This is a genomic window from Pseudomonas sp. ES4, assembly GCF_050586665.1.
GTDB lineage: Bacteria > Pseudomonadota > Gammaproteobacteria > Pseudomonadales > Pseudomonadaceae > Aquipseudomonas > Aquipseudomonas frederiksbergensis.
This window is the reverse complement of record NZ_JBOBDO010000001.1, coordinates 102,329-117,902: the sequence shown is the minus strand read 5'-3', so window position 1 is coordinate 117,902 and position 15,574 is coordinate 102,329. Positions and strand designations below refer to the sequence as shown.

11 protein-coding genes and 1 pseudogene are annotated in these 15,574 nt (G+C 58.2%); 9 read left to right on the top strand and 3 right to left on the bottom strand.

Annotated features, from left to right (window positions below; genetic code table 11):
- Positions 1–63: 63 nt before the first annotated feature.
- Positions 64–1,587, bottom strand: a complete 1,524-nt coding sequence (locus ACQ4OB_RS00485; RefSeq protein ID WP_008156025.1) for a fumarate hydratase — start codon at positions 1,585–1,587, stop codon at positions 64–66.
- A 528-nt stretch (positions 1,588–2,115) separates the two neighbouring features.
- Between ACQ4OB_RS00485 and ACQ4OB_RS00480 the strand changes: the two genes are divergently transcribed.
- The 6 genes and pseudogenes from ACQ4OB_RS00480 to ACQ4OB_RS00455 form a co-directional block, all read left to right on the top strand.
- Positions 2,116–3,222 carry a diguanylate cyclase domain-containing protein gene (locus ACQ4OB_RS00480; protein WP_430954944.1) on the top strand — a complete coding sequence of 369 codons (1,107 nt, stop codon included), beginning with the start codon at positions 2,116–2,118 and terminating at the stop codon, positions 3,220–3,222.
- Positions 3,215–4,150, top strand: a complete 936-nt coding sequence (locus tag ACQ4OB_RS00475) for an iron-sulfur-binding ferredoxin reductase (protein ID WP_102615359.1) — start codon at positions 3,215–3,217, stop codon at positions 4,148–4,150. Before ACQ4OB_RS00480 ends, ACQ4OB_RS00475 begins: the two co-directional genes overlap by 8 nt.
- A gap of 29 nt (positions 4,151–4,179) precedes the next feature.
- On the top strand, positions 4,180–4,929 hold the full coding sequence (locus ACQ4OB_RS00470) for an enoyl-CoA hydratase-related protein (RefSeq protein WP_074879570.1): 750 nt from the start codon (positions 4,180–4,182) through the stop codon (positions 4,927–4,929).
- A gap of 341 nt (positions 4,930–5,270) precedes the next feature.
- Positions 5,271–6,533, top strand: coding sequence for a hypothetical protein (locus ACQ4OB_RS00465; RefSeq protein ID WP_430954943.1), 1,263 nt, complete (start codon positions 5,271–5,273; stop codon positions 6,531–6,533).
- Positions 6,534–6,599: 66 nt separating this feature from the next.
- Positions 6,600–7,838 (top strand): hypothetical protein, encoded by a 1,239-nt coding sequence (locus ACQ4OB_RS00460; RefSeq protein ID WP_430954942.1) that lies wholly within the window; start codon positions 6,600–6,602, stop codon positions 7,836–7,838.
- A gap of 13 nt (positions 7,839–7,851) precedes the next feature.
- Positions 7,852–7,977: pseudogene (locus tag ACQ4OB_RS00455) on the top strand (enoyl-CoA hydratase); the annotation flags it as partial.
- Positions 7,978–8,150: 173 nt separating this feature from the next.
- Here the strand turns inward: ACQ4OB_RS00455 and pyk are convergent.
- Positions 8,151–9,602 (bottom strand): pyruvate kinase, encoded by a 1,452-nt coding sequence (gene pyk / locus ACQ4OB_RS00450; RefSeq protein WP_111451931.1) that lies wholly within the window; start codon positions 9,600–9,602, stop codon positions 8,151–8,153.
- Positions 9,603–10,357: 755 nt separating this feature from the next.
- Between pyk and ACQ4OB_RS00445 the strand changes: the two genes are divergently transcribed.
- Together ACQ4OB_RS00445 and ACQ4OB_RS00440 are read left to right on the top strand one after the other, a co-directional pair.
- Positions 10,358–10,744, top strand: coding sequence for a tetratricopeptide repeat protein (locus ACQ4OB_RS00445; RefSeq protein WP_430954941.1), 387 nt, complete (start codon positions 10,358–10,360; stop codon positions 10,742–10,744).
- Positions 10,745–10,985: 241 nt separating this feature from the next.
- Entirely contained in the window at positions 10,986–11,345 is a 360-nt protein-coding gene (locus ACQ4OB_RS00440) for a PilZ domain-containing protein (RefSeq protein WP_074879553.1), read from the top strand.
- Positions 11,346–11,490: 145 nt separating this feature from the next.
- Here ACQ4OB_RS00440 and ACQ4OB_RS00435 read toward each other — a convergent pair whose 3' ends face one another.
- Positions 11,491–11,862 (bottom strand): DUF6124 family protein, encoded by a 372-nt coding sequence (locus ACQ4OB_RS00435; protein WP_430954940.1) that lies wholly within the window; start codon positions 11,860–11,862, stop codon positions 11,491–11,493.
- Positions 11,863–12,343: 481 nt separating this feature from the next.
- Between ACQ4OB_RS00435 and ACQ4OB_RS00430 the strand changes: the two genes are divergently transcribed.
- Positions 12,344–15,553 (top strand): hypothetical protein, encoded by a 3,210-nt coding sequence (locus tag ACQ4OB_RS00430; RefSeq protein ID WP_430954939.1) that lies wholly within the window; start codon positions 12,344–12,346, stop codon positions 15,551–15,553.
- Positions 15,554–15,574 lie beyond the last annotated feature (21 nt).

Genomic DNA, 15,574 nt, shown 5'->3' with positions numbered 1-15,574 from the left:
GGGCGCAAAAAAACGGCCGGGACATCTGAAAGACGACCCGGCCGTATGGGCAAGCTCAAGCGTTTACTGCACTTCTACCGCCAGGCTTTCACTGATCTTTTTCTGCCAGATGGCAGGACCGGTGATGTGTACCGACTCGCCCTTGCTGTCGACCGCAACGGTCACAGGCATGTCTTTGACGTCGAACTCGTAGATCGCTTCCATGCCCAGTTCGGCGAAAGCCACCACGCGGGATTTCTTGATGGCTTGTGCCACCAGGTAAGCCGCGCCGCCGACTGCCATCAGGTACACGGCTTTGTGGTCCTTGATCGCTTCGATCGCAGTGGGGCCGCGCTCGGATTTGCCGATCATGCCCAATAGGCCGGTTTGCTCGAGGATCTGACGGGTGAACTTGTCCATCCGCGTCGCGGTGGTCGGGCCGGCAGGGCCAACCACTTCTTCGCGCACCGGATCAACCGGGCCGACGTAGTAGATGAAGCGACCCTTGAGGTCCACCGGCAGGGTTTCACCCTTGTTCAGCATCTCGACCATGCGCTTGTGCGCCGCGTCGCGACCGGTGAGCATCTTGCCGTTGAGCAGGACGGTTTCGCCCGGCTTCCAGCTCTGCACGTCTTCCGGGGTCAGGGTGTCGAGGTTGACGCGACGGGCCGATGGGCCGGCTTCCCAGACGATTTCCGGGTAGGCGTCCAGCGGTGGCGCTTCCAGGGAGGCCGGGCCGGAACCGTCGAGCACGAAGTGCGCGTGACGGGTGGCGGCGCAGTTCGGGATCATGCACACCGGCAACGAAGCGGCGTGGGTCGGGTAATCCATGATCTTCACGTCGAGCACGGTGGTCAGGCCACCCAGGCCCTGGGCGCCGATGCCCAGTTGGTTGACCTTCTCGAACAGTTCCAGGCGCATCTCTTCGATACGGTTGGACGGGCCGCGCTTTTTCAGCTCGTGAATGTCGATGGATTCCATCAACACTTCCTTGGCCATCACCGCGGCTTTCTCGGCGGTGCCGCCGATGCCAATGCCAAGCATGCCCGGTGGGCACCAGCCGGCGCCCATTTCCGGAACGGTTTTCAGCACCCAGTCAACGATCGAGTCGGACGGGTTGAGCATGGCCATTTTCGACTTGTTCTCGGAACCGCCGCCCTTGGCTGCCACGTCCACTTCCACGGTGTTACCCGGAACGATGGAGTAGTGGATAACGGCCGGGGTGTTGTCCTTGGTGTTTTTACGAGCGCCCGCCGGGTCGGCGAGGATCGAGGCACGCAAGACGTTTTCCGGCAGGTTGTAAGCCCGGCGCACGCCTTCGTTGATCATGTCGTCCAGGCCCATGGTGGCGCCATCCCAGCGTACGTCCATGCCCACGCGAACGAAGACGGTAACGATGCCGGTGTCCTGGCAGATCGGGCGGTGGCCGGTGGCGCACATCCGCGAGTTGATCAGGATTTGCGCCATGGAATCACGGGCCGCTGGCGATTCTTCGCGCAGGTAGGCTTCGTGCATCGCCTGGATGAAGTCAACGGGGTGGTAGTAGGAAATGAATTGCAGGGCGTCGGCAACGCTCTGAATCAGGTCGTCTTGCTTGATCACGGTCATGAGTCGCGCTCCTCTAAAAGACGGGAACATTCAATAAGGTGCTTGCAGCTTGGGTGCATCGGTCGGTTGCAAGCACCTTTCAAGGCACGCCGGGGCTGCTGGCGCGACGCTAAAAAGGCGCGGCAGTATAACGCGCCTCGGTTCCGGGCACACCCGCCGACAGTCAATCGTTGGTCGCATAAAGCGGTTAAGGCGATGGTTGTAGTTATTGTGGCGAGGGGGCTTGCCCCCGTTGGACTGCGCAGCAGTCCCCCAAAGTCCACATCAATGTGTCAGTCGAACCGCATGCATAGACTTTGCGACTGCTTCGCAGCCGAACGGGGGCAAGCCCCCTCGCCACAGCAGGGGCGCCTTTACTACAGGTATGGGTCAGATATTCAGCTATATGTGTATTTTAGGGTCATGCCTTTGACGCCAGTTTTTCGCCCTGAAAATTGAATGGTCATTTATCAGGCACGCAACTAAAGTGGCATTCGGTCTGTAGAGTAGGACACTCAAGCAGCCTCCCTTCGCACGGTGAGTCAACGATTGACCCATAACGCCATCCAGCGCTTGTTGCTCAAACGCTTCGCCCTCGCAGCCGGCACTTACGCCCTGGCTTTGGTGCTGTTGTGGCTGGCGTTTTTCACCGGCCATTACGAGCAATCCCTGGCCAACGTGGCCATCGGCAGTGCGCTGGTCGTCATCAGCCAGGCCGCGTTGTTCGTGGTGTTTTACAGCGGCTGCAACCTGCGTTTTTCCGACCCCAGCCTGACCGAAGCGCAAGTGTTGCTGGGGCTGGGTTGGCAAACCTGGCTGATCGCCCATCTGGACGAGGCACGCGGCGCGTTCCTGGTGTTCTACGTGCTGATTCTGCTGTTCGGCTTGTTCCATCTTTCACGCTTTGCCTTCTTGCGGTGCGCGCTGTTGGTGTTCGTCAGTTTCAGTGCGATCACGCTGTGGGAGGGTTACCACTTTCAGTTACCTGACCCGGCACTGGCCGCGTTGCAGGTGTGCGTGCTGCTCATCGTGCTGGTCTGGCTGGAGCTTTATGCCCGTCACGTCCAGGCCTCCCGTCAACGCATGCGTCAGCGCCGATTTGCCTTGCAGGCGCATCAGGACACCCTGCGCGGGATGATGCGCCAGCTCGAAGACCTGGTGGCCACCGACGAGCTGACCGGGCTGTTCAATCGCCGGCATTTCCTGCGCCTGGCCTCCCGTGAGCTGAAGGCCATGGACGCCGATGTCATGCATGGCCTGGCACTGATCGACCTCGACCATTTCAAGCGGATCAACGATGTGCACGGCCATGCCGCCGGTGATCAGGTGCTGCAAGCCTTTGCCGCCGTGGCCACCGCCTGCTTGCGCGATGGCGATGTCCTGGCCCGTTACGGTGGCGAAGAATTCGTCGTGCTGTTGCCCGATTGCAACGCCGAGCGCCTGACCTCCTGTTGCGAGCGGCTGCGCATTGCGTTCACCGATGTGCAATTGATCGGACTCGACGTCGCCCATCTCAGCTTGTCGGCGGGCATGACGTTGCTCGAACTGGGCGACGATCTCGATGAAGCCTTGCAGCGTGCCGATCAGGCGCTTTATCGCGCCAAGCGTGACGGCCGCAATCGTTGCGCGGCCGCGTGGGAGAACGTCGATGCCTGAGTTACGGGTCGGCGAACGCCAATGGTCGGTGGCGGCGGGCAGCAACCTGCTCGATGCGTTGAATCAGAACGGCGTGTCGGTGCCCTACAGTTGTCGCGCCGGCAGTTGCCATGCGTGTCTGGTGCAATGTGTCCAAGGGCTGCCGAGCGACAGCCGCCCCGACGCCCTCAGCGCAGAGCAACGACAGCAAGGTTGGCGCCTGGCGTGTCAGTGCCAGGTGGTCGAGGACTTGCAAGTCCACACGTTCGATCCGCTACAGGACGGCCGCCCGGCCGAAGTGGCGGCTGTCGATTGGTTAAGCGCCAACGTGTTGCGTTTGCGCCTGATCCCCGAGCGTCCGTTGCGCTACAGCGCCGGGCAGCATCTGGTGTTGTGGGCAGGCAATGTGGCGCGCCCGTATTCATTGGCCAGCCTGCCGGAAGAAGACCGTTTTCTGGAGTTCCACCTCGATTGTCGCCAGTCGGGGGAATTCAGCGATGCGGCCCGTCAGCTGAAAATCGGCGATGCGCTCCGCCTCGGCGAACTGCGCGGCGGAGCGCTGCATTACGACCCGGACTGGAACGCCCGACCACTTTGGCTGCTGGCCGCCGGCACGGGGTTGGGCCCGTTGTTCGGCATCTTGCGAGAAGCGTTACGGCAAGATCACCAAGGTGCCATTCGCGTCATTCACCTGGCCCATGATGCCGAGGCGCATTACCTGGCCAAACCCCTGCAAGCCATGGCCGCCAGCCGCGCGAACCTGAGCATTGAGCTGTGGACAGCGGCCGAGTTGCCCGAGGCTTTGGCGCAACTGCGGCTTGTTTCACGGCAAACCCTGGCCTTACTCTGCGGGGCCCCTGACAGCGTCGACGCCTTTGCCCGGCGCTTGTACCTGGCGGGATTGCCGCGCAATCAACTGCTGGCGGACGTCTTTGTTCTGCGCGGTTGAGCGCTGATTTTTCAGACGCGAGACCGACCATGAGCGATGCCATCCAGTTTGAACGCGAGCGCGGCCTGCTGACCCTGCGCTTCAACCGCCCAGACAAGAAAAACGCCCTGACCCGCGCCATGTACAGCCACTTGGCCGAAGCGCTGAAACTGGCGGATACCGACCCTGAAATCAATGCCGTGCTGATCACCGGGACTGCCGAGTGCTTTACCGCCGGCAACGACATCGCCGACTTCATCCAGCAACCGCCGGGCAACCTCGACAGCCCGGTGTTTCAATTCATGCTCAACTTGCTCGAATGCCGCAAACCAGTGATCGCCGCTGTGGCCGGCGCAGCCGTGGGCATTGGCACGACGATGTTGCTGCATTGCGATCTGGTGTATGTCAGCCGCGATGCGCGCCTGCGCATGCCGTTCGTGAATCTGGGGCTATGCCCGGAGTTTGGTTCCAGCCTGATCCTGCCGCGGTTGCTCGGGCAGGCCAAAGCGGCGCAATTGTTACTGTTGGGTGAAAGCTTCAGCGGTGAACAAGCCGCACAGTGGGGGATAGCGACCGAAGCCCTGGACAGTGGCGAAGCGGCGTTGGCCAAGGCGCGGGAGATGGCGTTGCGTTTCGAGTCGCTGCCGCCGGAAGCGGTGCGCATCAGCAAGCAATTGATGAAAGCCGCGGACCGCGAACAACTGCGCAAGGCCATAGAAGAAGAGAGCGCACAGTTCACCCAACGGCTGCGCTCGGCGGAAGCGATTGCGGCGTTGACCGGGTTCATCAAACGGCATTGATTCTGCGGTGACTGGGCGGGCCTCATCGCGAGCAGGCTCACTCCCACATTGATCTGTGGCGTACACAAAATCCGAGGCCAGTTCAACCAAACCCCTGTGGGAGCGAGCCTGCTCGCGATGAGGCCAGGTCAGGCAAATACACATCCCGGATCAGAAACCAAAAAGCCCCGCCATTCACAGGCCGGGGCTTTATGCGTATGTGCGCCCAAAACCTGAAAAAACACGGGCCGTCTACTGTCAAGTCTGACAGTAGACGGCCCCCACCTTCACTGTTCAGATGCTTTGACCCGGAACAGTCTTTAAAACACCCGGTGATCATTCATTGTTTGAAGGAGAACACAATGTCAGCACAAGACCTGCTCTCTGGCACGCTCGATCCTGCCTTTGGGGTAAACGGCAAGGTCCACCTTGACTTCGACGCAGCGATAAGCGCCACCATCAAGGGACTGACTGTGGCGGCCGATGGAAAAATCTATTTCACCGGGAGTTACATCGCTAACGAACATGCCGGATATATGCTCGGACGCCTCAATGCCGATGGATCGCCTGACCCGACATTCGGCACCCATGGTCTTGTCATTGACTCGTTCGCAGGTGAACCCGACTCCGCTGGCAGTACCATTACCCTTCTTGAAAACGGGAGCATTCTTCTTCAAGCCTCAACCCGTGTAGATCTGTACCTCGCGTACGTCCCGGCGTTGGCCCGCTACAACCACAACGGCAGCCTTGATCCAGATTTTGGCACTGGGGGTAAAGTCATCATCGACACCCCGCTTGCCACTGCCATTGACCCACCGGATCAAACGGCAATGACCCCGACACGCCAGGCATCAGACATTGCCCAGGTACTTCCCGACGGTAAAATCCTGGTATGCACCTATCGTCCCCGGGTAGGAGCGATTTTCAGACTCCAGAGCAACGGTTCACTCGATCTGAGTTTCAATGGTGTTGGCTACATTACCTTGAGCCACCCTGACGCACCTGATCAGCCGGTATTGATTGACAACGTATTGCTTCAAGCAGACGGCCAGTACCTGGCCTGTGGCAGTTTTAACCAATCAAAAAATGCTTTTGTCGCTCGTTACAACACGGACGGGAGCCTGGATCGCACCTTTGGTAAAGACGGCTTCGTTCTCGTTGCCTCTCCTTCTGACGACAAACGCCTGCGCTTCACACAGATGTCGATGCAACCTAATCAACGAATTCTCGCTATTGGCGAAGTTCTCTCCACTCCCTATGAAGGCGTGATGGTGAGTCTTGAGCCAGATGGAAGTCCAAACATCCAGTTCAATGGCGCGCGCCCGGTTTACACGCAACTGGACGATAAACCGACCAGCTGGGTAGGTGCTGCGATGCAAGCCGACGGGAAGATCGTCGTGGCGGGAGCCATACAGGGTTCAGACGCCATTCACTTCGACGGCGTTGTCGCTCGTTTCCAGAGCAATGGCACCCTGGATCCTGTGTTCAACGGATCGGGTTGGGCCCGTACCGGTTTCGACAAAGGTGATGGTGTCACTGCAATGACGCTGCAGACCGACAATAAGACGCTGCTCGCGGCTGACGATCAATCGCAAAAATCAGCCATCCTGCGTTACCTGGCGTAGCCCTTCACCCAGGCCCGAAAGGGCTCGGGCACGATTGTCATCATCCTCAGTCGGGAGAGCAGGACCATGTCCAACGTACACAACCAGTCACCTTCAGCTTCTGGCGATCTAGATCCCGGCTTCGGCGATGGCGGCCGAATTTACCTGAGTGTTGAGGGCTATGGCGAAACGGTAAAAATACAACCCGACAATAAAATCGTCGTTGGATTTCGCACTGGCCCCGGCTTCGGGCTGGCTCGTCTCCAGCCAGATGGCTCGCCAGACATGACCTTTGGTATCGATGGATACGTCATTGGAGAGTTCGGCCAGGAAAACGAGATCACCCCGGTCACTGATCTGCACCTGCTGCGCGATGGTCGAATTCTACTCGTCGCAGAAAAGACGACATCAATGGGCACGTACCCGGCACTGGCCATGTTCCATCGCGATGGCAGTGCAGATACGACCTTTGGCCAGAACGGACAACAAATCGTCCAGCTCAAACCTGCCGGACAAGACGAGCTGCAAACAGGATTCTGCCGCCATTCAACGGTGTTGGCCGGCGATAAAATACTCCTGACACTCACCCCTCAAAGGATAGTGAACGACCGATACGAAGGGCTGCTGATTCGACTTGAACCCAATGGTTCTCTGGACACCACATTTAATAGCCGAGGCTATGTCCCTGTCCCTTACAAAGACACTGGGCTGACGACGCTTGAAGGTGTTGCCGTGCAAGCCGATGGCCGTTACCTGGTCGCCGGTACGACGCGAATACGTACACACACGTTCAGTTTTATGACACGGGTTCATGAGAACGGGGGCATCGACGCGACATTCGGAGAGCTAGGTTATGCCACGGTCGAGATTCCAGGGGTAAACACTTATCTGGGACCGATAGCCCTCACCCAGGACGGCAAAACGGTCGGCGCAGGACATCTGGGCGGGGCGTGGTATACCGGCCGTGGGCTTCTATCGGTTATCGACACCGAAGGCCAACCGGATGCGCAGTTCAACAATGGAATGCCTGCCCTGCTGTCCATCCCGCAAATGGATGTGATCTGGCGCGATGTCATTGTCCAGAACCAACACCTCACACTGGTCGGCGGCGGCCAAACATCGGAAGGCATAACCCGGTATGCCATCGCCCGCTACCTGCCCTCCGGACAATTGGATAGCCGTTTTGGACAAGAGGGCGTTATCCGAGGGGAACCCAGGGTATCTATCGCTGCGGCAACGCTACGACAGCACGACGCGAATATCATCACCGTCGGTACCACTGAGGGTAACGGTGAACGTGTGACGGTCAGTTGTTATTCAGGATGAGCCGGTCAGCCCATTGATGAACGCCGCGAACCGCGAACAACTGCGCAAGGCTATAGAAGAAGAGAGCGCACAGTTCACTCAACGGCTGCGCTCGGCGGAAGCGATTGCGGCGTTGTCAGCGTTCATCAGTAAACACTAGCCGATCGTTCCCACGCTCCGCGTGGGAATGCCTCAACGGACGCTCCGCGTTCGGCTTTGGGACGCAGAGCGTCCCGGGCTGCATTCCCACGCGGAGCGTGGGAACGATCATAGGGAAACCAAAAAGCCCCGCCATTCACATGGCGGGGCTTTTGTTTTTCAGCAACCGATCACTCAGACCATCTTGTCGCCAACGTGCAGGATTTTCATCCCGTTGGTGCCGCCGATGGTGTGGTAGCTGTCGCCCTTGGTCAGGATCACCCAGTCGCCTTTCTCGACGACACCGCGCTTGAGCAACTCGTCGATCGCGGCCTGGCTGACTTGCTCAGGCGGCAGCGATGCCGGGTCGAACGGTACGGTGTAGACGCCACGGAACATGGCAGCCCGAGCCTGGGTTTCGCGGTGCGGGGAGAACGCGTAGATCGGGATCGAGGAACGGATGCGCGACATGATCAACGGCGTGTAGCCACTTTCGGTCAGGGCGATGATCGCCTTCACGCCAGGGAAGTGGTTGGCAGTGTACATGGCCGCCAGCGCGATGCTCTGGTCGCAGCTTTCGAAGACCTTGCCGATGCGGTGGCTGGAGGTCTTGCTGGTCGGGTGCTTTTCAGCGCCGATACAGATGCGCGCCATGGCTTGCACCGCTTCCAGCGGGTACAGGCCGGCAGCACTTTCCGCCGAGAGCATCACGGCGTCGGTGTAGTCGAGCACGGCGTTGGCTACGTCGGACACTTCGGCGCGAGTCGGCATCGGGTTCTGGATCATCGACTCCATCATCTGGGTCGCCACGATCACAGCCTTGTTGTGGCGGCGTGCGTGCAGAATGATTTTCTTCTGAATGCCCACCAGCTCGGCGTCGCCGATTTCCACGCCCAGGTCACCACGGGCCACCATGACGGCGTCGGAGGCTTTGATCAGCGCGTCAAGGGTTTCGTCGTCGGCCACGGCTTCGGCGCGTTCGATCTTCGCCACCAGCCAGGCAGTACCGCCGGCTTCGTCGCGCAATTGACGGGCGTATTCCATGTCGGCGGCGTCACGCGGGAAGGACACGGCGAGGTAGTCGACCTGCATTTCCGCGGCGAGCTTGATATCGGCCTTGTCTTTTTCAGTCAGGGCCGGAGCGGTCAGGCCGCCACCGCGACGGTTGATGCCTTTATGGTCGGACAGCGGGCCGCCGATCAATACGGTGCAATTGAGTTCGGTGGCATTGGCGGTATCAACGCGCATCACCACGCGACCGTCGTCGAGCAGCAGCTCGTCGCCCACGCCGCAGTCTTTAACCAGGTCCGGGTAGTCGATGCCGACGACGGTCTGGGTGCCTTCGGTCAGAGGATGGCTGGTGGAGAAGGTGAATTGATCACCGATCTTCAGCTCGATCTTCTTGTTGGCGAATTTGGCGATACGGATTTTCGGGCCTTGCAGGTCACCCAGCAGGGCGACGAAGCGGCCGTGCTTGGCTGCGAGGTCACGCACCAGCTTCGCGCGAGCCTTGTGCTCGTCGGGGGTGCCGTGGGAGAAGTTCAGGCGGGCGACGTCCAGGCCAGCCAGAATCAGCTGTTCGAGAACTTCCGGCGAGTTACTGGCCGGGCCAAGGGTAGCGACGATTTTGGTGCGACGGACGGACATGCATAGACTCCTGAGTTCAAGCGCTGGGTGAGGCTACTATGGTCCGATGTTGTAGTCATTGTTCGTTTGCACTACTTATTCGTTTGTTTCTTGAAACGAACAATCCCGAAAGTTTTCAGCCACACCGATTTCAATAGGCCTACCGTTTGTCGGCACTGTCAGTTCTATCAGGTAGGCAGGCGCTTGAGGGCGGGATTGAATGCGCTGGAGCTTCGTCAACAGGTGACGAGTCAGGGAGATGACAACATGACTACAAACTCTCAGCAACCGGCGGAGCCGGTAATCGTTGAACCGGGAACGGCCGCTACAGTGGAAAACCCAGTCAGATTAAAGGGAACCGGTGTTCCAGATGCCATCGTTGAGGTTAGAACGGAAGACAAGCTTTTGTTATTGAAAGTCCGCGTATGGTCGGACGGTACTTGGTCAGGTAATGCTTCTGAAAACCTGCCTGAGGGTCGGAATACTATTTCGGCAGTCCAGACCAATAATTATGGGCCTTCGCCTGCGTCGCGGAGTCGATCCTTCGTAGTCGAATGACCGGAACGTCTTCGTTCATTTGCAAGCCCACTGAGCCTTGGCGGCTCAGTGGGTTTTTTTTTCGCTCGGTCAGGACGTTGAGTGCCACCTTGCGCGAATACTCCGAAGCGGGTGATTCGTTACCGCTTGTCTTATGCTGCTACACGCTCATTCCGGCACCCGATCATTGAAGATTTTCGCCAACGGGTCGATACAGAGCTCAAGACAGGAGAACCCCCATGCGATTCGTGCTCATTGCCGCCCTTGCCATCAGTGCCCTCAGCGTCACGGGCTGCACCCGTTGGTCGATGAACCATCATTTGAATAACGCCTACAGCGCCTACGACCGCGGCAATTGCGAGCAGGTGATGCTCGAACTGTCCAAAGTCGAACGCGCCAGCCGAGCGCGGCCTTACGTGTGGCCGGAAGCATCGATGATGCGCGGCTTGTGCCTGGAACGGCAGAAACTTTTTGTCGATGCGGCGCAAACCTACCAGTTCATCATCGCCGCGTACCCGCAAAGTGAGTACGCCTACCGTGCCCGCGCACGCCTGGAAACCTTGCAGTCGCTGGGCCACTATCCGCTGCGCAACGCGACTGCGGTCGTGCGCCCGACGCGGTTCTGATGGTCCTGATCGTTCAAAGGCTGGCTCACCGGCGGTGGTGAGCTATAGTCGAATAGATCGGTTTAGAGCCTTGCCTCTGATCGACGCAACACCTGTGATCGGCAGGAGTAAGCGGCAGCGGCGTTATGGACTGTCGCACCGGGATCGGGGAGAGCGCGCCCATGCTTCTATATAAGAGAAGCAGGCCCGTTCCGAAGCATTAGTGCGGCTCTGCTTAAGAGCCTTGCTGGGCCATTTGCGCATGTTTACTGACCGCCGGATCGAGCGGCATCAACTGCCGTATTTTCTAAGAGTGTTCAACAGCGTCACCGACAAACCCATCGGCTTTCTGGGCAATGTGTCCGAAGACGGGCTGATGCTGATCAGCCAGCTGCCGATGATGATCGGCGCCGATTTCGATTTGCGCCTGAAAATCCCCGACAGCGATGGCTGCATGCAGGTCATCGATCTTCAGGGGTGTTGTTTGTGGTGCCATGAAGACACGACCCCTCACCATTACGACGCCGGGTTCAGCCTGCAACGGGCACCGCCGGAGTATGGGCAACTGGTCAGCGCCTTGAAGCAATACTTCAGTTTTCAGCCGCTGCCTGCTTCTGCTTGATGCCCTGCGGTGCCTGTACTGGCGCCTTCGCGGGCAAGCCCGCTCCCACAGTGATCGCGTCGAACAAAATGTTGGCGTACACCACCGAACCTGTGGGGGCGGGCTTGCCCGCGAAGGCGTTAGCGCAGGCGCCTGATATTTAAGCTCAGGTCACCTTGATCGCCGCCTCGTTCGCCAGCGACCGCTCCACCAGCATCAACCCCAACTCACTCAACTGATAAATCGCCATCGCCAGATGCCGCGGCTTGTCCTCCAGGCTTTCGGCCAGGTCGAGCAGCAGAATGCTGACCGAGGAAAAGGTTTCGTAAGTCTGGATGGTCAGGGCTTCGGGGTTTGCATCGGGGACGACGGTGAACATTTCCATGGCACGGTCCTGGGATGAAGGGCGGCGGTTGATGTGGGATTTGAGGTAATGGTCCAGCGCCTTGTTGGCGGCGGCGTTGAGCTTTTTTGAATCGAGGGTGGAATAGGGGGAAACCGGGTCGGTTTCGGGGGGATTGGGTGTTGCCTTGAACATAGTCGATCTCCGTAATGGAGCCACCACCGTCTCGCGACTAAACGAATTAGGGTGGCGGCTGGACGCAGGTTAGTCGACCGGCGGAGATACGAAATCCGGCGCGCCCGAGGGCGCCCTGCGTACAGCCACCATCAAGTGCGGGGATAGGGAATTCCCGACTGGATGACGCTTATGCACATCGTATCGAACCGCCGGGCGACTAAACCCGATCGCTGATTGGCAGCGACGCGGATCAAGTTACGGGGCAAGACCAAGGCGCACAAGCCGGCGGATTCTGGCGGATCTGTAGGCAAATGCGCAAGGCGCTGTAGCCGCGGACTGAAGGGTTGAAAACATTAGGAAAAGTGATGGGGTATAGGAGGGCCGTTCGTCGGCACTGTCATATCTGACAGGTAGTCGGTCGCCCGTCGATCGATGTAAAAGAAAGCAGTGGGTCAAGTTGCGGCAGGCCGAGTTTGCGTCCAAGTACAGGAGTTGGATCATGTCCGATGAGAAAGTTGATTTTACAGATGCTGCTCATGAGCAAGGTTCTGTCGATGAGAGATCGGACAACCCTGTAGAGCCTCTGACTCAGAGTGCACCGCAAGCCGGCGCGAACATCCTGACAACTGATGAGGCAGGATTAGTTTTTATTCCTCCTCCACTAGAGATCAGTAGTCTCTTTGATTGGACGATTGTCAATCGATCGAATGTTTTTATTTTTAAAATTCCGCACTGGGATCAGCACCACGTTTGGTTTAATTACTGGGTGAACGGCGCTTTGACGAATTCTTTTGAATGGCGGTATTTCCCGGGTGAGAAATGGAATCACCATCCCGTTGATAGTGCTAGTTCCGGTGTGGGCGTGTATGAAGCGTACTGGAAGTATGGTGCACACTACTCTGAAAAGATTTATAGATACGTATACGTTAGTGATCAACCTGTTATTACGTATCCGGCTCAAAATCAAGTCGTAGCGGATCGCCAGCTAAGGATTACCGGGACCGGCGGTGAAGGCTGTAACCTCAGGGTGATGAATAGTCACTCGGGAGAGCCGCTGAGTGCAACGTTCACGGCCAATGCAAATCAATGGGCCATCAATCTCAATCAGCCCTTGCCTTATGGTGATTATTCAATTGTCGTTGAGCAATCCAGCCCCGGATTTACTTCTCGTAATTCTGCAGTTCGAAATTTCAAATTATACGATGCAACGCTATTTAAGCCGCGCGAGGGTGATGTGCTGCGCCAGAACGATATCATCTTCACGGGAGAATCCGTTGCAGGTGCTGCTCTTCAGATAGTCGATGCGGAAAAACTTAATGTTGTGTACAGCCCTTCGATTACTGTTCCAACTTCCGGTTATTGGGAAGTGTTGCCGAATCCAATGCTGCCAATTGGAGAATATAAAGTAAAGGTTCGATGGCAAATGTATGGGGGGACCTTCTACTATTCGGACGCCGTGACTTTTACAGTGGCCGGTGTGCCGCCGTTCATTACCATTCCCGTGAGTGGTAGTACTCTGGAACAAACCTTTACCCTAAGCGGGCACACCGGATTGGCAGGTGCCACCGTCGAGATTCTTAAGGATCTAGAAAAACACACCGTTCTTGGCACCGGTCCAGTGAAGGCTGGCGGATTTTGGGACGTCACTGTCACCGTATCACCGGGACCTATTTCCCTAGCGGCGGAGCAATTCATTGGCAGCGGTGAGCATTCCGGGCCCAGTCGGGAGCGCAGCTACAATATCCGCCCACCCAAGGTCGAGTTACTTGATGCAGTTGCAACAAACGGCACGGTAACCATCACCGGTACGGGGTATATCGGTGCCAGACTTGAAATTTGGTATACAAAAGGAAATGTTGTAAAAACCTTTGACGTCACCGAGACCCCCTGGACGAAGACTTACCCTGACTGGCTACCAGGCTCCTACAGCATCGATGCGAAACAGAAAGTCATAGGTTTGAGCAATGCCTGGATTGATTCTGAATGGAACACCAAACCGGTCATTTTTGACGTAAAAGTCCCACCTCCGACGCTCACGCATCAAGTCGGTATCGACCAGAAACCGAAGTTTTCCGGCACCGGTAACGGTTGGGCTGGCCACGCGCCGGCCAAAGTCGAACTGCAGATCACCAGTTCCTCGAACTCCATACTTCCTTCGATGCCGATCGTCGATGTGAAGAACAATAGTTGGAGCAACGATGCGCTCGAGCAGTGGGACCCGGGCACCTATTCTGTTGAGGCGCGGCAGCTGTTCACGCCCACCGGAAAACCACAACTTTCGTCGGACTGGACATCGCCTGCGCAACAAGTGGTTATCAAGGCCCCACTGCCCGGCATCGATCCCATCGTCGAAAACGGCCTGTCCCCGGACATCACCGGCACTTGCTGGAAGGGCGCGGTGGTCACGCTCTTCTTCAGTGACGCCATCACAACGGCCCATCCCGTGCCCGACAGCGACAGGGACGGTCTATGGACCTTCCGCCGCCCGGCGCTTTTCAAACCAGGTTCCTACACCGTCAAGGCGACCCAAACCTTTGGCGGACAGACCTCCAACGAGGTGACCAAACCCTTCACCGTGGACGTTCCCACACCAGTCATCAAACCGATGACGCCGCCCGTGGGCCATGAGCCAATCATTACAGGCACCGGCGGATATGCCGGTGCCGAGATGACGATTTACGATTACTTGAACGCCCGGCCATTGGGCAAGGCGATGGTGATTGGAGAGGCTTGGTCGGTGCCGCTTCTGGAACTCGAATTTCGCGACTATCAGATTTACGCCGTGCAGTCGTTCGACAAACTGCCTTCTGCCAAAAGTGAGCGCATCAGCTTTAAAGCGGTGTTGTTGCCGCCCACGGTCGACACGCCGAAACCGGGGGATACGGTTGCCCGCACGTTCCGAATCGAAGGTCATGGCAGTCGCGCGTCGGGTTCGGAGGTGGCGCAGGTGTGGGTGTGGCGGGGGGAGGAGCCTGAGCCTTGGGACCGGATTCGAGTGAAGTACGACGGCACTTGGTACTACGACGCGACCTTGCCGTTGGGGACCGAAACCTTGCGGTTCAAACAGTTCTTCAAGGGGCAGCCATCTGAATTCACGCTGGATCATGTTCTCGGCGTCGTGCCTGCTCACCCGGTGATCGAAACACCGGCCCGCGGTGAAGCCATCGAGTCACGTGTGGCGATTTCCGGCTTTGGCTACGGGGGCGATACGGTCAGCGTTGCCTTCGCTGACGCACTCGATGTAATTCTCGGTACGACGCAGGTCCTGGAAAACGGCACCTGGTCGCTCTGGTTGTTGCTTGATCGACCGGCCGGTCATCCCTCGCTGGTGGCTCAACAAAGCTTCGGGGACTACCTCTCTGGATGGACCACGCCGAGACCGGTTGAACTTCGGCCCCAGCCACCGCAGTTTACCGCGCCGCTCCCTGGCCGATGGGTCAAATCCCAGCCGACGTTTGCCGGCACGGCAATGCCGGGGGCAGAGATTCGGCTGCAAGCCTGGTTCAACCCGGACATAGACCTGATCACATCCCCTGCTGTCGGCGAAGACTGGGAAGCGACACCGCCGAACGAGTTACCCCGAAGCGAGCACTGGGTGTGCGCGGTGCAAAGCGTGAAAGAGGGTGGGGAGCAGGTATCTGCCACGGCTGACAGCGCTCGATTTGAAATCATGCCCGCTCAGGGCCGCGGTGCTGATTTGAACCCTTAGCTCCCCGACAAACGGTAGCGT